Origin of the sequence: Streptomyces sp. MH60 (genome assembly GCF_002939385.1) — a bacterium.
Taxonomy (GTDB): Bacteria; Actinomycetota; Actinomycetes; order Streptomycetales; family Streptomycetaceae; genus Streptomyces.
Window position 1 is genome coordinate 218,675 of the sequence record NZ_MULI01000002.1, and the last position, 20,011, is coordinate 238,685.

Annotated in this window: 6 protein-coding genes; 5 read left to right on the top strand and 1 reads right to left on the bottom strand. The window is 73.6% G+C overall.

Annotation, left to right across the window (positions count from 1 at the left end):
• The first annotated feature begins 26 nt into the window (after nucleotides 1–26).
• The 3 genes from BZZ08_RS02865 (at nucleotide 27) to BZZ08_RS02875 (ending at nucleotide 5,233) form a co-directional block, all read left to right on the top strand.
• Entirely contained in the window at nucleotides 27–662 is a 636-nt protein-coding gene (locus tag BZZ08_RS02865) for a type VII secretion system-associated protein (RefSeq protein WP_241965345.1), read from the top strand.
• 203 nt (nucleotides 663–865) lie between these two features.
• Nucleotides 866–3,814 (top strand): hypothetical protein, encoded by a 2,949-nt coding sequence (locus BZZ08_RS02870; protein WP_104630514.1) that lies wholly within the window; start codon nucleotides 866–868, stop codon nucleotides 3,812–3,814.
• A gap of 351 nt (nucleotides 3,815–4,165) precedes the next feature.
• Nucleotides 4,166–5,233 carry an RICIN domain-containing protein gene (locus BZZ08_RS02875; protein WP_133169142.1) on the top strand — a complete coding sequence of 356 codons (1,068 nt, stop codon included), beginning with the start codon at nucleotides 4,166–4,168 and terminating at the stop codon, nucleotides 5,231–5,233.
• Between the two features lie 271 nt (nucleotides 5,234–5,504).
• On the opposite strand, the gene BZZ08_RS02880 is transcribed toward BZZ08_RS02875, so the two are convergent.
• Nucleotides 5,505–6,314 (bottom strand): hypothetical protein, encoded by an 810-nt coding sequence (locus BZZ08_RS02880; RefSeq protein ID WP_198601242.1) that lies wholly within the window; start codon nucleotides 6,312–6,314, stop codon nucleotides 5,505–5,507.
• 385 nt (nucleotides 6,315–6,699) lie between these two features.
• On the opposite strand from BZZ08_RS02880, the gene BZZ08_RS02885 reads away from it, so the two are divergent.
• The gene (locus BZZ08_RS02885; RefSeq protein WP_274543245.1) at nucleotides 6,700–10,707 is read left to right on the top strand and encodes a non-ribosomal peptide synthetase; all 4,008 of its coding nucleotides are present in this window, start codon (nucleotides 6,700–6,702) and stop codon (nucleotides 10,705–10,707) included.
• Nucleotides 10,707–19,988 (top strand): non-ribosomal peptide synthetase, encoded by a 9,282-nt coding sequence (locus BZZ08_RS02890; RefSeq protein ID WP_104630517.1) that lies wholly within the window; start codon nucleotides 10,707–10,709, stop codon nucleotides 19,986–19,988. The genes BZZ08_RS02885 and BZZ08_RS02890 overlap by 1 nt, the downstream gene beginning before the upstream one ends.
• Nucleotides 19,989–20,011 lie beyond the last annotated feature (23 nt).

The following is a 20,011-nucleotide window of genomic DNA, read 5'->3' on the forward strand; positions in this document are numbered from 1 at the left end:
TCCGGGCTGCGGACCCCGTCGGGGCTGTGGCCGAGGCGAAGGAGCGGCCCGATCCGCCCGAGCCCCCCGAGGAGATCGTCCGGGCCGCCCGGCTGGCCCCGGGGCACTGGTTCGGTACGGTCGATCCCGGGTGGCGGGGCGAGGGTGTGCCGCCCGACTACGCGGTGGCGGGCCGCTGGCGTTCCGACGCCACGGGCGAGATCGTGGAGTGGCAGGACAACGACGCCTACCTGCCCTCCCCGCAGGTGCTGGGCTGGCCCGAGCCCACGGACCCCGTCGACGCGGCCCTCCAGCGCGCCGTCACGGGCTACGGCCCGGCCGAGGACGTGGCGTACGCACTGACCGACGCCGAGGTCGCCGTCCTCACGCTGCCGGACGGTTCGCCGGTCACGGCCACCGGGTCGGACGGCACCCCGGTGGTCCCGGTCTTCACCTCCTCCCGGTACCTGAACCTGGTGGGTGCTCTCGCCTTCGAGCACCGGGCCGCGATCGAGCTGCTGCCCCAACTGCCCGAAGAGCACCGGATCTACGTCAACCCCCCGAGTCCCGCGGGTGCGGTGCTGGAGACCGGGCCGCTGGCGGAGATGATGGCCCTCACGAAGACCGCGCGGCCACGGACGGAACCGGACGGGACGGAACGGGTAGCGGCAGGCGATGCGTGAGATCGACCGCATCGGGGCGGTGAACGACCCGAGTGAGTACCGCGGTCCACACACCGAGGCGGGCCGGTGCGAGCGCGGTGAGCGAACGCGTGCTCATGGGGCGGTGGTCCGCCCGAACAGAGCGGTATCTCGCCAGGACGTACGGGCGTGGAGAAAGGGCCAGAGATGGGTTCGGAGATGAACAGCGTGTGGAGGGAAGCGGGATGAGCCGCTGGAACGGTCCGCTGTCCCGGCGGCGGAGCGCCGCGTCGTCGCGTGCGGTGCGACAGCGTGCCGGACGGGACACGACCGGGCGGGACACCGGGACCGGCGGGGGACGGGTGTCCCGGGTGCTGGTCGAGAACCACGGCGGCCTGCTGCTGCTCCGCCTGCCCACGGACGAGGTCCTGCATCCGGCGGACGTCGCCGACCTGGCCAGGACGCTCGGCGCGGACGAGGACGGCACCGTCACGATCGTCGCCGTCGCGGCGGCCGGAGCCGCGGAGGCGCTCTGGCCGCGGCTGAGCGAGACGCTGGACTCCCTTCGGGACGAGGGGACATCGTCCGTACGGCTGGTGATGTCCGACGCCGGCACCGGCCACCCGGACCGTCCCGCACTGGCCCAGCAGATCGCCGACGCCTGGAAGATGACGGTCGAGGCACCCGACGGACCGGTGCTCGTGGTGCCCGGCGGCTCCGTCTTCGTACCACCCGGGCGCGGTGGTTGGCGTCGTTTCGCCCCGGACGGCGAGCCGGAGGAGCTTGGGCCGCGTGCCCCGGCCCCCGGCTGGCAGCCCGCGCTGCGACGCGCCCCGGCCCGTACGGCGGAGGGCTGTGTGGTCGACCAGATCCCGGCCGGCGTGGTGATCCGGCCCGCCGGGGCCAGCGCACCGAGGCCCGGCGACCTGTTCCACGCGATACCCATGGACCCGGGCCACCCGGCCGTGGTCGTCGGCGTGCCGTGGGGGGAGGACGTCGTGGCCACCGACGTCGCCGAGGTCCTCGCCGCTCTGCCCGCCGTCGTCCGTCGTGGCGTGCGGCTCGCTCCCGGCGGGCGCCGTGACCTGCTGCGACTCGGCCAGTCGGTCGCCGGGCTCCTCAACGCCGAGGTCGAGGTCACCACCGGGCTGCCGCTGATCGCCACCGGCCAGCTGCTGGGCCGGTTCGGGATCCGGTCCGTGCTGTCCGGGCCGGACGGTGAACCGCGCTGGCTGCCCTTCGTGGACGCCGTGATGTGCCTGCCGTCCCGGGAGCCCGCCACGGCGGCCGGTGACCCGGAGCCCGGCGGGTCCGCCCGTCCCGTGCGGTCCACCGCACCCGCGCCCCGGCTGCTGTGGTGGTCCGGCCCCGCCCCGGAACTGGGCTTGTCCGAGAACGGTGTGGCCCGGCTCTCCGACGCCTGGCAGGCGGTAGCCACCCGGGCCGGGCTGTGGGTCGGACCCTCCGGTACGGACGCGCCGCGCACCGCCCGGCCGGTGAGCGTAGAGGGCCCGGTCGTCGAGATCGGCCGCGGCGGCGACCGGGTGGACGCCTCGCTCTGGCCCCTGCTCTCCGACCTCCTCGGTCGTCTCGCCCCCGACATTCGCTCCCGTACGACGCTCCACGTGCACGCCCGCACACCGGACGGCGGCCGGGCGCTGCGCGGCCTCGCCGCCGACCACGCTCTCCGGATGATCAGCTTCGCGCCGGCCACCGCCCCGCGTCCCGCACGACGCGCCCCGGCTCCGACCGTCACGGAGGCGGGAGCACGCACCGGCGCCGGGGCCCTCGGCCGGACTCCGGTGCCGTCTGCCGTCCCGACGTCCACCAGGCAGGCGAGCGCCCCCGGCTCACCGGAGCGGACACCGCTGCCCAGCCCCCCGCCCCCGTCCCCGGTCACGCCGGCCGTCGCGCCGGAACCGGCGGCAGCGGCCGCCACGGCTGTGTCCGGCGCAACGGCAGCGGCGCCGTCTTCTGCCACCCCCGACGTGCTGGCCACGCCCACGCAGCCTTCCGGAGAGCCCTCCGTGCCGCCCCCCGTACCCGCCCCGGCGCCCTCCGTCAGGCCCGCCGGGCTCTCCTCCGCCCTGCTCGCCCCGGACGTTGCCGCGAGCGGGGACAAGGGGACCGGCGGTACCGGTATCACGACGGAAACGCCCCAGCCCCGCAGGGCGGTGACCGAGAGCGGGGCTGCGGAGACCGGCGCGCCGCCCGCCCCGGTACCGGACGCCCCCCGCGCGCGGCCCGTGCCCACCGGTGCGCCCTCCGCACGCTCGGCCCCTCCGGTGCCGGACCCTGTGGGCGGTACGGCCGCCGGGCAGCCTCCGGCGCGGCCCGACCCGGCACCCCGGCCGCGAGTCGAACCCGTCCCCGCGGCTCCGGCCCCCGCAGCCGCTGAGGCCGACAGGCCCGCCACCCGTACGGAGTCCGCCGCGCCGCGTGGGCCCTTGCCCCCGGTGCCGGTGGAGCCGCAGCACAGCAGCACGCCCGCGGAGCGTACGGAGTTCCGGCGGCTCGCGGAGTCGACCTGGGAGCGGCACAGCGCGGTCGTCAACCGCGCGCTGGCGGAGATGCCGGCCCTGCGCGGCGCGGAGCAGGAGACGGCCCGTACCGACCTGGTGGCCCTCCGGATGTACCTGGACAACGCCGAAGGCCCTCTCGATCACCGTGAGTTGGCGAAGTCGCTGCGCTCCGGCGAACCGCGCCTCGTGCCGTACGCCGGGTGCATGGCGTCCGCGCTCGCACGGCTGCCGTCGTACCGGGGGGTCGTCCTGCGCGGGCTCGGCGGCGTTGCCGGACCCGGTCGACTGCGACCCGGTGACGTGGTGCGCGACGCAGCACCGGTGAGCGGGCTGCCGCTCGACCCCGCCGGGACGCAGCGGGTCGCCGGGGCGGGTTTCGCCATCTGGTCCACCACGGGCCGCCGGGTCCGGCGGCTGCTGGACGGAGACGAGCAGATCGTCTTCGCCCCCGGAACCGCCTACCGGGTCCTCGCCGTCCGTACGGACGGCGCCGGCCCGTTGATCATGCTGCGCCAGATACGCAGCCCGGACACCGCGTCCGTCCTCCTGGAGGACGCCGACGAGACCGCGCTGGAGCGCCTGAACCAAGCTCTGTCAGGCCGGACGGCGCCCGGAACGGGCGACTGGCCGGACCGCTGCGCGGGTCCTCTGGGCGGCATCGGTGTCCTCTGACGGCCGGCGGGCCACCTCCCCGCACACCCACCTCGACAAGGAGCTGTTATGCCCCATCAGCACGATCCCCCGGCGGGGGAGAGGCCGTCGTCCGTCTCCGTCCGCCGTGCGGTGTCCGTACCGCCGCCGGACCAGGGGCCGGGCGCGGACCTCGGTCCCCGTTCCCCGGGTGCCGCGGCCCCGGACCCGATAACGTCCGGCTCCACGGCCACAGGCGCCGCGGAGCCATCGGCTCCGCCGGGCCCCGCCACGATGTCCGCCGACCCCGCCTCGGGTACATCGGAATCCGCCGCGACCGCTGCGGTCACCGCGCCGACGCCGGACGGGCCCGCCCGCAGACGGTTCTTCGGGGTGCGCTCGCGCTCCGAGAGCACCGAACCCGCCCCGGAGGCGGCCGATCCCGCACGGGCCGAGGGCACGCGGCCCGAGCAGTCCACGGCCGCCGAGGAGCCCGACAACGACGGCCGGTCGGGGCTGCTCTTCGCGTCGGACCACGACCACCCGGACGGCCCGGGCCCGGACGAGGCGAGCCCGGGACGCCCGCACGGCCCCATGATCGCCGCGGCCGCCCTCGCGGGAGCGGTGCTCATCGGTGTACCGATCATCGTCTTCGTCGGTACGAGCGACGACGACCGCCCCACGGAGCAGTCGGTCAGCTCGAAGCCCCTGGGCGGCGAGCCTCTCGAACCCAACATGTCCGATGACAAGCCGCCCGCCGACTACGTGGCGGAGTCGCCGTCCCCGAGTGCTTCCCCGAGCACCGCCAGGAAGACAGCGCCCGAGGCGGTCGCCGAGGTGAGGAAGGTCCCTGCCGCCGACACGGAGCGGGCACCCGCGAAGGCGGAGTCGGCGGCGCCCGGGAAGGCGGAGTCGGCGGCGCCCCGGAAGGAGACCGAGAAGCCGGCCCCACCCACCCGCCGGCAGATGGCCAACGCCCTGTCCGGCAAGGCCAACGTCATGTTGAAGAACCAGCTGACCGGCTTCTGCGTCGACGTCCCCGGCGAAGGCAAGGGGAAGCCCGCCGGTGCGCTCAAGCAGGGCACGTGCAGGGCCACGACCGCGGACAACCAGCTCTACGACCTGAAGGTGGTGAGCAAGGACGGCGGACCGCAGGGATCGAGCCTGTTCGTGATCAAGAACCGCAAGAGCGGGCTCTGCCTCGACCTGTCGTACTACAAGGCCGTCAAGCCCGGTTCGAAGATCATGGAATACCACTGCAACAGTACGACCGCGGACAACCAGCTCTGGTGGCTGGATCCCAACGAGTACGGGAACCGCGTCCGTAACGTCGTGAGCAACAACCTGTGCATGGGCGTGGCAGGTGGCGACCGCTCCGAACTCGATGCCGCGCTGCAGTTGCAGACCTGCAGCGGCAAGGAGTTCAGCTCCCAGCGCTGGATGGTCAGCCAGCTCGGGTAGGCGCGAGCCCTGTTGACTGGTCCTGGGAGCGGCAGGGCAGACACGTCGGATCGGCTGCTTGCGACGCCCAGCCGGGCACCCCAAGCAGCCGATCCCCCCAGGCCGCGGAGCGTGGCGCACGGCCCTGACGGCGGAGAGCCACCGCTTCACGTCTGCGGACGGGGCACCACGGGCACACGCCTACTCACGAATCGTTCGGGTTTCCGAAGCACCTCGGGACTCGTGCGAGGAACATGGCGCCGGGGTCCCTCGACCGACGTTGTCGGCCCTGTCAGCGACCCTCCGTCCGCTCGAGCGGAGGAAGTCCGTCGCACAGGACCGAGGGGAAGGCGGGTTCGATGCGGTACACGTCGGTGCATCCGCCCTTCGCGCTGCGGGCGACCGGTCTCCAGCCCGACGTCTCGGCCCGGAAGAACCAGCGGTCACGGAGACTCGCCCCGCAGCCGGGGCCGGTGCCCTCGGGGCAGGCCGGGCCCATGCGCGAGGAGACGTCGAACACCAGCCACTTCCCGTCGCAACGCTCCTCGCCGCGGGAGGTGTGGTTCGGTACGTCGAGCGCCATGACCGCCTGGTCGTAGGAGGCGGGCGTGCAGCCGGTGGGCGCGGGGTGGCAGCCGAGTTCGCCGCAGAGGCGCAAGTCCGGCAGGTGGGCGCCGTCCGCGGTGAACACGGTGTGGGTGTCCATGGCGAGTTCGCGGTTGCCGAGCGGGGACGGCAGTCGCACCTTCGCCGTGGCTGTCGCGGTCGTGCGGCACTCGGCGTGCGGGGCGCCGCCCGTGAGGGCGGAGAACGTCACCTGCACCCACACGGTGCGGTCCGAGGCGTCGGTGACGGTCGCCTTCAGATCGCGTGCGCACGTCTTCCCGCCGCCGGGCACCTCGGCATCGACGCTGAGCGTGCGCCGGTCCTCGGCGAGTCGGGCGGCCGTCACCCGGAATGGGGCGAACGTCTGCCAGCGCGCCGGCTCTGTCGGAGTCGCCGTGCCGCCGGTACCGGCCCGGCCGGTCCCGCAGGCACCGAGCAGCAGCACGCCGACGGCGCTCAGCACGACCACCGTAACCAGTGATCTTGTACGTCGCATGTGTTCCGATCCCCCCGGTGATTGTGGTCCTGAGGCCACTGTAGGGCGATGCGTGCACGTCGAATCAGGGTCGTCGAGAGTCGTGCAAAAGGGTCTGATGTGCGCAGAATTCTGCGCAGGAGACCGACCGCCGGCCAGAGGGGTGTGGCGTGGGTCACTGTTGACCTGGTGATCGACTCGCAATTAATATCAGCGGAAATAAATCGCCGCCGCGATGGACGGAAAAAGCGGACACTTCCCTGATTATTCCTCCGAATTGTATCCCGAGTGCCTTTGGTGCAGTAAATGCGGAGCTGTGGAAGGAATGGCTGCGCGGGGGCAGATATTCACGTCGAGAGTGCCAGTGCATGTTTCCGTCCCTTTTGTTTCGTGTGAAGGGTGGTCCGTGTCTCCTCCCCGCATCGAAGTTCCCCGACCTTCCGGCGAAAGGACGCCTCCCGCGCCGCTGTCCCTGGCGCAGGAGCGACTGTGGGTCATGGCACGCATGGGCGCAGACGCCAGTGCCGCCTACAACGAGCCGATGCCCTTCGACATCCGCGGGGCCCTCGACCGGGACCTGCTCGTGCGGGCGCTGCATCTGCTCGCGGCCCGGCACGAGGCGCTACGCACCCGGCTGGTGCCCTCCGGCGGCTCGGCGCTCCAGGTCGTCGACCCGCCCGGGACCGGGTTCCGGGTGACGGTCGAGGATCTGACGCGGCGGCCCGACGCGGCCGAGCGGTTCACCCGCATCCGGCACGCGGTGGAAGGCGCCCCGTTCCGGCTGGGCGAGGAACCCATGGTGCGCGGCTGTCTGGTGAAGCTCCGAACGGACCACCACGTACTGCTCCTGACGGCCCATCACATCGTCTTCGACGGCTGGTCCCGTTCGCTGCTCCTGCGTGAACTGGGCCAGGTGTACACCGCGCTCCAAGAGGAGCGGGACGCCGCACTGCCGGAACTGACCTGGCAGTACAGCGACTACACCCGCTGGCAGTGGGAGTGGATGTCGGGAGCGGACCCCGCCGCGCACGCGGAGTACTGGGCCGGCGCGCTGGCGGGCGCTCCGGCCGTGCTCTCCGTGCCCACCGACCGGCCCCGCCCGCCCGAACAGGTCTTCCGTGGCGACCGGGTCACCGTGACCGTCGACGAGGATCTGACGAGGGCCTTGCGCGACCTCGCCGCGGACCACGGTGTTTCCCTGTACGCGACCGTTCTGACGGGTTGGTCCGTGCTCCTCTCGCTGCTGTCGGGGCAGGACGACATCGTTGTCGGGGCCCCCACCTCGAACCGCCGCCGCGGTGATGTGGAGGGCCTGATCGGCCTCTTCGTCAACACGCTCGCCCTGCGCGCAGACCTGTCCGGCTCACCTCGTGTCGCCGACGCCCTCAAGCGGGTCAACCAGCGGGTTCGGAACGCTCTCCGCCATGTCGACCTGCCGTTCGAGCGGGTGGTGGAAGTGGTCAACCCACCGCGCAGCCCCGCCCACACGGCGTTGTTCCAGACCATGTTCGCCTGGGTCCCCTCCATGCGGAGGGAACTGGAACTCCCCGGTCTGGACGTGGAGTTGCGGCAGGACGCCGCCCACGTGCCGGCGAAGTTCGACATGGTCCTGGCGCTGGCCGACGAGGGACCACGGCTCACCGGGGAGCTCGACTACGCGGTGTCACTCTTCGACCGGACGACCGTCGAACGGTACGTACGCCAGTTCTTACGTGTGCTGCATCTGATGACCCGGCAGCCCGGAGCGAAGATCGCCGATCTGACCCTGCTGCACGGTGACGAACAGCGCGAACTCCTCGTCGCCCTCAGCACAGGACCCGCCGCCCGTGAGCCGGACTCACCGGTACCGGCGGGCCTGCTGGAGCGGTTCGCCGAACAGGTACGGACACGGCCGCGGCAGCCCGCCGTGGTGGCCGGGGACACGGTGCTGGACTACCGGACGCTGGACCGCCGGGCCAACCGGCTCGCGCACGCGTTGACCGCTCGCGGCGCCGGACCCGATCGCGTGGTCGGCCTGCACGCCGGCCGCACGGCCGACCTCGTCGTCGGCGTGCTCGGCATCCTCAAGGCCGGCGCCGCCTACCTTCCCCTGGACCCCGGCCAGCCCCCGGAGCGCCTCACCGCCATGGCGGACGACGCCGCGCCGGTCCTGGTGCTGACCGACGGGGAGGGCACGCCGGGCGACGACCGGCAGCCGTGGGAGAACCTGGCGAAGGTCGAGGCAGAGGGAGCGCACGAGGAAGCACCGGAGGTGGGTGCGGACCCCGCCCGGCTCGCCTACGTCATCTACACCTCGGGATCGACCGGCCGTCCCAAGGGCGTTGCGGTCACGCACGGCAGCGTGGTCAATCTCTTCGACCACTGGCGCGACCTCATGGGGGACGCGCCCGGCGAGGCGGCGTCGGCCTGGTCCAGCATCGGCTTCGACGCGTCGGTGCACGAACTCCTCGTACCGCTGACCACCGGAGCCGTGCTCCACCTCGTCCCCGACGAACTCCGCGGTGACCCCCGGGCCCTCATGGCGTGGCTGCGCGAGCACCGGGTCACCCAGGCGTTCCTGCCGCCCTCCTACGTCCTGTGGGCCGACGAGGACCCGGCCGCTCGCCTGGCCGGACTGAGCCTGCGCCAGCTCCTCACCGGGGTGGAGTCCCTGCCCGAGCGGGCTCTGTACCGCATGCGTGAGTGCCTTCCCGGCCTGCGCATCTGCTTCGGCTACGGCCCGACCGAGGCGACGCTCTACTCCACCGCCTACACCGATCCGGGGCCCTACGAGCGGCCCTGCCCGATCGGACGGCCGCTGCGCGGCACCCGCCTGTACCTGCTCGACGACCGTATGCGCCCGGTCCCGGTGGGGGTCGTCGGTGAGGTCTACCTGGGCGGCGCGAGCCTCGCCCGCGGATACCTGAACCGCCCGGACCTCACCGACGAGGCGTTCGTCCCCGACCCCTTCGTCCCCGGAGAGCGCGTCTACCGCACCGGCGACCTGGCGCGCTGGCTGCCGGACGGCAACGCCGCGTACGCCGGCCGCCGCGACGACCAGCTCAAGCTGCGCGGCTTCCGCATCGAACCCGGTGAGGTCGAGGCGGCCCTGCTCGCGGTCCCCGGCGTCCGGGAGGCCGTGGTGCTCGCCGACCGCGACACACCCGGCGGCCCGCACCTCGTCGCCGGCGTGGGCTGCGACGAGGGGACCACGCGCACGGCGTACGAGTGGCGCGCGGCCCTCCGGGACCACCTGCCCGACTACATGATCCCGGTGGTGGTGGCCGAGTTCCCGCGCCTGCCGTTGAACCGCAGCGGCAAGGTGGACCGGCCCGCGGTGCTGCGCGCCGCAGCGGGCACCCGAACCGGCCGGGTCAACACGGCCGCGCCCCGCGACCACGTGGAAATGGCGCTCCACCGGATCTGGCGCCGGCTGCTGCTGCACCCGGACATCGGCATCGGCGACGACTTCTTCGAACTCGGCGGCACATCGATATCGGCGATCAAGATGGCCGCCGCCGTCCAGGAAGAGCTCCGCGTGCCCCTGCCGGTCCGGGACGTCATGCTGCACCCCACCATCGAGGCGCTCGCCGGACGGGTGCGCGGCCATGGCGCCGGCGCCACGCCGCCCGCCGACGTCAGCAGTCTGGTGGAGTTCCGCCCGGGCGACGGCCGGCAGCGCGTGGTCTGCGTCCACCCCGCCGGCGGTACCGCCTTCTGCTACCTGCCGCTGTCCGCGGCCCTGCCCGACGGCGTCGGCGTGGTGGGACTCCAGGCACCCGGCATCAACCCCGGCGAGTCCGTCCTGCCCGGCGTCGAGGAGATGGCCGAGGAGTACCTTCGGCTCGTCGAGCCCGGGCCGGACGAGGCACTGGTGCTCTGCGGACTCTCCTACGGCGGCCTGATCGCGTACGAGATGGGCCGTCGGCTGGCGGCGACCGGACGGCAGCGGGTGAGCGTGGTCCTCCTCGACACCCACGGCATGCAGGGCGGGAAGGACGCACGGGAGCGCACCGCGGTCGAACCGGTCGGCATGGAGGAGTTCCGGGCAAAGCTGGTGCGCTTCAACGGCATGTACCCGGGCATCGACGACGACCAGGTGGCTCGGTACCTGACGGTCTACAACCACCACCGTGAGACGGCCGCGGCCTACGTCGTACCCGAGTCACCGGCCCGGGTCGTGCTGATGGAGGCGACGGACGTGCGGGACGAGGACGACGAGGAGGCGCCCGGCCGCCTGCGCGCGTTCTGGCACCGCCGCGTCACGGGCGACTTCAGCGTCGAGCCGGTCGCCTGCGGCCACTGGGACATGCTGGAGAGCGACGAACTGCCACGGGTCGCCTCCGTCCTCGTCGCCGAGCTGGCCCGGCTGACACCAGGCTCGGCAGGCACCGGGACGCCGCTCGCGACCCCTTACGGCACGTCGGAGGACTGATGGAACCGCCCCTGCCCGAACACCCCTCCGCCCCCGCCGAACCCACCGCCGACCCGGGCACGGCGTCGGGGATCGCCCTCGCCGTCCACCGCCGGGCCCTGCGCACTCCGGACGCGGACGCGGTCGTCGACGGCGACGTACGCCTGGACTACGCGACGCTGAACGCCGCGGCGGCGGCCGTCGCCGCGGCACTGGGCCGCCAGGGCGTGGCACCAGGGCGGTCCGTGGCCGTCGCACTGCCGCGCTCGTGGCAATTGGTCTGCGTGATGCTCGGCATCCTGCGCACCGGTGCCCGGGTGGTACCGCTGGACATCCAGAGCCCCCTCGAACGCCTCCTCTTCGTCCTCCGGGACTCCGGCGCCGACGTCCTGGTGCACGCCGCCTCGGAGAACGGCGGCGAACTAGGACAGGGCAGGACAGCGCTCGCGGTCGACACGCTGCTGCCCGCGCCCCCGGACGGCGCGGGGACCGCACCCGAACCCCACCCCGCCGACGACGTGTCCTTCCTGTTCTACACCTCGGGAACGACCGGCCGGCCCAAGGGCGTCGAGATCCGCGACGCCGGTGTCATGCGACTGGCACGGCCCGGCTACATCCGGGTCGGACCCGGTCTTCGCTACGCGTGCCTGGCCAACCCGGCGTTCGACGCGCTGAGCTTCGAGGTCTGGGTGCCGCTGCTGACCGGTGGAGTGTGCGTGGTCCTGCGCGACGCCGACGCCCAGAATCCCGAGAGGCTCGCCGCGGCGCTGCGGCGTGAACGGGTGGACACCGTCTTCGTCACGACCGCGCTGTTCAACGCGGTGGTCACGGCCGTCCCCGACTGCTTCGCCGCGGCCGGTCAGGTCCTCGTGGGCGGGGAACAGCTCAACCCCCGGGTGATGCGCCGCTGGTACCGGGACAACGCCGGCAGCGGCACGTGCCTGTACAACGTCTACGGGCCGACCGAGTCCACCACGTTCGCCCTGTGCCAGCCGATCCCGCGGGACCTCGACGGCGACGTGGTGCCGATCGGGCGGCCCCTGCCGCACACCGGGGCCGTCGTCGCCGTACCGGACCAGCGGCGGGTGGCCGCGCCCGGCGAGGTCGCCGAACTCCTGCTCAGCGGCGCCGGACTCGCGTCCGGCTACCGCAACCTCCCGGAGGAGACCGAACGGCGCTTCGTGCGGCTGGCCTGGCTCGACGGAGGCAGGGAGCGGTACTACCGCACCGGTGACCTCGTACGGACCGACGACGAGGGGCGCGTGGAGTACGTCGGACGGACCGATCGGCAGGTCAAGGTCCGCGGCTTCCGGATCGAGCCCGGCGAGGTGGAGCGGCACGTCCTCACCCACCCGGGCGTCCGGCAGGCCCACGTCTGCACACGCCGCGAGGGCGAGGAGGGCAGCAACGAACTGCTCGCCTTCGTCGTCCTGCGGCACGAGGTCCCCTTCGAGGAGTTCGACGCCCATCTCGCGGCGCACCTGCCCGCCTACATGCGCCCGCACCACATCCACCTCGTTGCGGAGCTGCCGCTCAACCCCAACGGCAAGATCGACCAGGCCGCGCTGCTGCGGGTGGCCGGCAGGCCCTGGCGTCCCGGCGCGTCCGGCGCACCGGCCGCGACGGACACGGAGCGGGGTGTACTGGAACTGGCCGAACAGGTCCTGGGCACCAGCGGCCTCGGACTCGGTGACCGGTGGATCGCCGCCGGCGGCGACTCGCTGAAGGCCCTGCGCTTCCGCTTCGCCGTCCGGCAGCGCTGGGGCCACGACCTGCCGCAGGCGACCGTTCTCCACGGCGACCTCGCCGCCGTCGTCCGAGCCGTCACCGCGGCCGGCCCGCACGCGAGGAACGCATACCCCCCACTGGCGGCCGCCGGCGCCCGTTCGGCGCCCGCCACGAGTGAGCAGCAGCGGTTGTGGCTGCTGCAACGCCGTGCACCGAACTCCCGGGCCTACTCCGTCCACCAGGCGTTCCGCGTGGACGGACCCGTCGACACCGCCCGGCTGCGACGGGCGCTGCGTACCCTGGTGACCCGTCACGCCGCCCTGCGGACCGGCTTCAGCCACGGCGCGCGGGGACTCGAACAGAGAGTGGGCGAGCCGTACGACCCCTGGCACGAGCCGGAACCACGGCCGGCATGGGACGAGGAAGAGGCGCACGCCTTCGCCGACGCCTTCTTCGCCGAGCCCTTCGACCTCGCCGACCCCCGGATGCTCCGGGCCTGCTGGCTGCCCCGGAACGGCGGCGGCACACTCCTGCTCCACCTGCACCACATCGCCGTCGACGGATGGTCACTGGGTATCCTGCTGCGCGACCTGTCCGCCTCCTACGCCGAAGCGGCCGAGACCCCGGCCGAACCGTCCATGGCACGGGCCGCGACCCCGCTGGACTTCGCCGTCTGGCAGAACACCTGGTTCGCGACCGACGCGTACCGTGCCCGGCGCGACGAACTCCTCGCGCACTACCGCGAGTCGCAGGAGCCCCAGGAACCGCTCACCGGCCACGGCACCCAACCGGCACCACGGGCCCGGCTGCTGCGCACCCGCCTCGACACCGCACGCCGGGCCGGGCTGGACCAACTCTGCGCCGAACTCGGCCTGACCCGTTTCCAGACGCTGCTCACCGTCTTCTCCTGGAGCTTGTACGGCGTGACCGGCGTGGTCCGCCCGCGCGTCGCCACGCCGGTCGCCAACCGCCCGGTGGCCGAGCTGGAGCACAGCGTCGGCATGCTGGCCAACACCGTGCTGCTGCCGGTGACCGTCAACCCCGGAGAGGACCTGCGAGTACACCTCCTTCGCACGGGAACCGGAACCGAACAGGTGCTGCGCTGCCAGGACGTGGCCCTCACGGACGTACTGACCGGCTGGGAAGACCTCGGCGACGGCACCCCGTTCGACTTCCTGTTCGTGTCGGAGAACACCGACTTCGCGGGACTGCGGCTGCCCGGCTGCGCCCAGCGTCCCCTGTGGTGGGCGGCGACGGAGGCCAAGTGCCCGATGACGGTGTCCGTCGTCGACCACCCCGAGGGGCTCGACCTGCTGTGGGAGTACGCGGAGGACCGCTTCTCCGCCGAGGACGTCGAGGCGATGGCCGCACTGTTCGCGGGCGGCCTGGACGCACTCGCGGCCGGTGGCCGGTCCACCGCGCGCGAACTGGTCGCGCCGTACCGGCGTTCCCTGCCGCGGTACGGGCGCGGACCCGCCCCGCAGCCGGGTTTCACCACCGTCTCCGACGGCTTCGCCCGGCAGGTCGCCCGCACCCCCGGGGCCACCGCCCTGCTGACGGCCGACGGGAGCACCCTCACCTACGAGGCCCTCGACGCCCTCGCCGCGGACCTCGCCACCGAACTGGCCGACCGCTACCCCGTCCCCGCCGACGGCGGCACCTGCCGGGTGGCGCTGTACCTGGAGCCGTCCACCGAGCACGTGGTGTCCCTGCTGGCACTGGCGCGGCTGAACGTCACCGCCGTACCCCTGGACCCCTCCTACCCGCCCGACGTGCTGCGCCGGGTCCTGGAACTGGTCGACCCGCTCTGCGTCCTGGTCGCACCCGACGGGGCGCCCGCGCCGGACACACCGCTCCCACCCGACGTGGCCCGCCACCCCGTCGTCCTGACGGACCGGGTGCCGCCGCGGCGGATCCCCCGGGTGGCCGGTTGTCACAGCGGCGCCAGGCCGCTGTACACGCTGTTCACCTCCGGCTCCAGCGGCGTCCCCAAGGGCGTGGAGATATCCGACCGCACCTTGTGCAACCTGATCCGGTGGCAGTCCGGCACCGGAGGTCCGGCCGGACCGGCGGCCACCCAGCAGTTCTCCATGCTGTCCTTCGACGTGTCGTTCCAGGAGATCTTCGGAACGCTGTGCACCGGCGGCAGCCTGCAACTGATCCGCCCCGAGTGGCGCCAGGACGTCCCCGCGCTCCTGGACCGGCTGGAGTCGGCGGGCACCGAACGGATCTTCATGCCGTACGTGGCCCTGCAACTGCTCGCCGAGTACGGCGTCCGGCTGGGAAGGTTCCCCTCGCGGCTGCGCGAGGTGGTCACCGCGGGCGAGCAGCCGGTGTGCACGGACACCGTCCGCAGTTGGTTCGCCGGACTGCCCGGCGCCCGGCTGTTCAACCACTACGGGCCGACCGAGACCCACGTGGTCAGCGCCCTGTGCCTGGAGGGCGACCCGAGCCAGTGGCCCGAGCGACCCGCCGTCGGACGCCCGGTGGCCGGTGCCGACCTGCGCGTCGTGGACGCCCACGGTGACCCGGTCCCGCCCGGGTGCACCGGTGAACTGCTGATCGGCGGCACCATGGCCACCCGCTGCTACCTCGACGCTCCCGCGTCCGACGACCCCCGCTTCACCGAGGTGCCCGGGGCCGGCCTGTTCTACCGCAGCGGCGACCGGGCCTGGTTCGACCACGAGGGTCTGCTGCACTACGCGGGCCGCGACGACCAGCAGATCAAATGGAGCGGGCACCGGCTGGAACTCGGCGCCGTCGAGACGGCCCTGCTGCGCCACCCGCTGGTGGCCAACGCCGTCGTCGCGCTCGACGGGAACCGGCTGACCGCCTGTCTGCAGTTCCGGGGCGAGACCGCCTCCGCCGACGAGCTCGGCGCCCACCTCGCCACCTCACTGCCTTCCTACGTCCGCGTGGACCGCTTCCGGGCACTGCCCGTGCTGCCCCGCACCCCCAGCGGCAAACTGGACCGGAGGGCCGCGCTCCGGGCGCCGGGGGAGGAGCTGCGCCGTACGACGGCCGCCCGCACCGGCCTGTCGGCCGACGAGGAGCGGCTCTCCACCGCCTTCCAGGAGGTCACCGGGGCGGCGATCGGACCGGACCAGACCTTCTTCGAGGCCGGCGCCTCCAGCCTCGCCCTCATACGCTTCCATCTGCGCTGCACCACTTCGCTGGGACTGCGCTTCGGTGTCGCGGACCTCTTCGAGCACGTCACCGTCCGCTCCCTGGCCCGCCACCTCGCCGCCCCCGCCCGGCGCGGCCCCGAAGCAGCCGCCGCCCTCGCCGATGAGAACGACGAGGACCCCCGGCCCGGCGAACCCGTCGCGGTCGTCGGCATGGCGTTACGGGTGCCCGGCGCCGCGGACCTCGCCGCCTTCTGGGACCTGGTCGTCTCGGGCGGCACCGGCATCCGCCGCATCGACGCCCCGGAAGGAGTCGTCGGCGCGCACAGCACGCTCGACGAGATGCTCGGCTTCGACCCGGGCCACTTCGGCATCAGCCCGCAGGAGGCCCGCCTGATGGACCCTCAGCAGCGGCATCTGCTGATGGCCTGCGTACAGGCACTGGCGCACGCCGGCATCGCGGACACCTCGGCCGCGCGCGTGGGCCTGGTGGCCGGTGCCGGCGAGAACACCTACTTCCAGTCCCTGCTTCTCCAGGCGGACCCCGACCGGCTGCCCGACGGCTTCCAGCTCGCCCTGCACCACGAGAAGGACTTCCTGGCCACCAAGGCGGCCTATCACCTCGGGCTGACCGGCCCCGCCTTCAGCGCCCAGACCGCGTGCTCGAGTTCCCTGGTCGCCGTGCACCTCGCGGCCGGCCTGCTCCGGCAGGGCGAAGCCGAGGCCATGCTCGCCGCAGGAGTGCTGATCGACCCCCGCCTCACCGGCGGCTACCGGTACCGGCCACAGCACATCTTCTCCGCGGACGGCGACTGCCGGCCCTTCAGCGACGACGCGACCGGAACGGTCGGCGCCAGCGGTGTCGGTGTCGTGGTCCTCAAGACGCTGCGACGGGCACGGCGCGACGGCGACACCGTCTACGCGGTCCTCACCGGTTCCGCCGTCAACAACGACGGTGCGGCGAAGATCGGTTACACCGCACCGTCCGTGTCCGGACAGCGCGAGGTCGTCCGGGCCGCGCTGGCCCGCGCCGGACGCACCGGCGCCGACCTGGGCTACGTCGAGGCACACGGAACCGGGACCCGGCTGGGCGACCCGATCGAGGTGAGCGCCCTGCGACAGGCCTACGGCGTCGACGAGTCCGGCCGCTGCGCCCTTGGCTCCGTCAAGAGCCAGCTGGGCCACCTGGGAGCCGCTGCCGGTGTGGTGGGCCTGGTACGCGCCGTCCTCGCCGTCTACCACGGGACCGTCCCGCCCACCCGCAACTTCCGCGCCTTCAACCCCGAGATCGGGCCCGACCCCACCCCCTTCCACGTCCCCACCGAGGCAGCGCCCTGGCCCGGGGGACGCGAACGGGTGGCCGCGGTGAGCAGCTTCGGGATCGGCGGCACCAACGCGCACGTCATCGTCGAACGGCCCACCGGGACCGGCGACGCCGCGCCCCGCGACGTACCCAGGTGCCTGGTGCTCTCCGCGTCGAGCAGGGACGCCCTCGTCGCCGACGCCGCACGGATCGCCGACTACCTCGGCTCACGGCCCGACCGCTACGAGGCGGTACTGCGTCACCTGCAGGCCGGCCGCCCCGCCCGACGCCTGCGGATCGCGGCGGCCGTCGAGGACGTCACCGCCGCCGTGGACTGGCTGCGCACGGTCGCCGCCGGAGAGGTCCCGCACGGCACCGCCGACCCGGACGCCGCCCCGGTTCCCGCCGTCGGCCGCACGGCCCACGACCTCGCCCAGGAGTGGACCGCCGGACGGTCCGTCGACTGGAGCCCGGGCCCCGCCCCGGCCCCCTGGGACTTCCCGCCCCCGTCGTTCGCTGTCACGGAGTACGACTTCGACCGCGCGCCCGCGGTCACCGGACCCCGGCGGCTGCCCCCGTCGGACTGGCTGCACCAGCCGCATTGGGTCCGGTCGCGCCGCGCCGGGGTCCCGGACGGCGCCGCACGGACCGGGGACGGGCCCCTCGTGGTCGTCGTGGCCGCGGAAAGCACCCCCCGGGAGGCGTTCACACCGTTCGAGGCCGTGTCCTCCAGGCTCATCCGGATCCATCCGTCCACCGCCTTCGCCCGCGGGGGGCCCGACAGCTTCGACGCCGACCCGGCCGACCCGGCGTCGCTGCGCCTGGTGCTCGACGCCCTGGCCGAGGACGGCACCGGATCCGTCGAGGCCGCGGTTCGAACGGAGTGGGTGTACGCGCTGCCCCTGGACGTGACGGGACCGGTCGGCGCCGACACGCTGGCCCGTGCCCGTCACGCCTGCCTGGACACCACGGCGGCCCTGGCCCAGGCGCTGGCCGGGCGGACCGGCCGTCCCCGCGTGTGGTGGCTGTCGTACGGCGCGCGCCCCGTGCACGGAACGGTGGACCGACCCGAACTCGCGCTCCTCGGGGGGCCCGTGGAGGCCGCCGCCCAGGAAGCCGCCCTGGACGGCCACTGGCTGGACCTCCCCGACGGTGACCTGTCCCGCTGGGCCGCACCGGTGGCCGCGCTCGTCGCCGGCCCGCATCCGGTGGGACGCTCGGACGGCGGGGGCCCGACCCGGCAGCTTGCGCTGCGGCAGGGCTACTGGTGGCGGATGGGCACCACCCCCGTGGCCGCGCCGCCGGAGCCCGAGCCCCTGGTACCGGCCGGACCGGACACGGTCCACCTGATACTGGGCGGCACCGGTGGCATCGGCCGCGCCGTCGCCGCCTGGCTCCTGGAACACACCGACGGGCGGATCCTGTTGCTGTCGAGGAGCCCCCGGCTCCCCGAGGAACTCGACCGCTGGGCCGATCGCGTCGGCCTCATGACGATGGACCTGGCGACCACGCCCGCACACGAGGTGGCGGCGGCCGTCGCCAAGCACACCGCACGCCTGGACGGTGTCGTCCACGCGGCCGGCCTCGGACACGGCGGGTTGCTCGTGCGCCGCGACGCGGCGGCGATGCGGGACGCCGCCGCGGCCCGCGAGGGCGGCGCGCTCGTCGTGGAGCATCTGATCGCCGCCCTCCGGCCGCGGTTCGCCGTCTACTGCTCCTCGATGTCCGCCCTGCTCGGCGGCGTCGGGCAGAGCGACTACGCGGCCGGAGCGAGCCTGCTCGACGGCTTCGCCCACCACCGCGCCACCGAGGCGGAGGAGACCGTCCGGATCGGTATCGACTGGGACATCTGGCGCGAGACCGGGATGGCGACACGGGTCGCGCACCCCGACAGCCGCCACCGGGCACACCTGGACGTCGGCCTGACGACCGAGGAGGGAAAGGAGGTCCTGGCCCACGCCCTGGCTCTGCAACTGCCCCAGCTCCTCGTCTCCACCACCGACCTCGCCGCCTCCCGCGCGTTCTACGCCCCCGCCGCCGAGGACCGGCCGGAACCACCCGTCCCGTGTCCCGCCCCGCCGGACGGCGCCGCGGAACGGGCCGCCGCTCTGGGCCGCGTGGTCCGGGACCTGCTCGGCGTGGACGAACTGGACCCGGACGACTCCCTGTACGACCTCGGCGCCGACTCGCTGACCCTGATCAGCGTGATCGCCACCATCGAGGACGACTACGGCGTCGAGTTCGACCTGGCCTCCTTCAGCCACCGGGTCAGCCTCGCCGAAATCCTCAAACAACTGGAGGCGTCCCTCACTCCCGCCGAGCCCACCGTCGGCGAGACGGGGGAGACCCGCTCCCCGGTCGTCCTCGACATCTGGCAGGAGGGAAACGACGACACCGTCCTGTGCCTGCTGCACCCCGTCGGCGGAGACATCCAGGCGTACCGGTCCCTGGTGAGGGAGCTGGGCCCGGCACCCACCGTGTGCCTCATCGCCGACCCGGCCCTGCGCGACACCGGAGCGCCCGCCTGGTCCCTGGCCGAACGCGCCCGTCACTACGACGCGGTACTGAGGGCCCGCTTCGGGGGCCCCGGCCACCGCATTCACCTGGCGGGGTGGTCCTTCGGAGCCCGGGTGGCCATGGAGATGGCGGGGCTGGCAGAGTCGGCCGGGCACCGGTTGGAGGCACTGCACCTGCTGGACCCGCCGCCGCCCCGGACGGAGACGCCGGCCGTCGCCCGGGACGAGACCTACCTGGAAGCGGTGTTCGCCGCCGAACTGGGCGCCCGCGCCTCGCTACCGTCCGGCTCGTCCGACCCGGCGGCACCGGCGCGGGCCTATTCCGAACGGCTGGCCCGCTGCTGCCGGGCCAACCTGCGCAGCCTGGACGAGCACCGTGTGCGGCCGCTCGCCTCCGTTCCCACCTTCCTTTGGCTGGCCGAACAGCGTACGGCCGGACTGCCCGCACCCGGCGACCCCCGGGAGACGGAGCGGCAGTGGAGGGCGTGTCTTCCGCCCACCGCCGTACGGCGGACCCTGCCCACCGACCACTACGGCATCGTCTCGCCGCCCCACGTACACACGGTCGCCGAGGCCATCAGGGCAGCGCTTGCGGGCCCGTCGGCCGCGTCCCCGGCCACGTCGTCCTGACCGTACCCCCCTCTGGAGGAGAA

What these genes read in the sequence shown, in the direction of transcription:
- BZZ08_RS02880 (WP_198601242.1), bottom strand. Translation starts at nt 6,314, where the DNA reads ATGCGACGTACAAGATCACTGGTTACGGTGGTCGTGCTGAGCGCCGTC.
- BZZ08_RS02890 (WP_104630517.1), top strand. Translation starts at nt 10,707, where the DNA reads ATGGAACCGCCCCTGCCCGAACACCCCTCCGCCCCCGCCGAACCCACC.
- BZZ08_RS02870 (WP_104630514.1), top strand. Translation starts at nt 866, where the DNA reads ATGAGCCGCTGGAACGGTCCGCTGTCCCGGCGGCGGAGCGCCGCGTCG.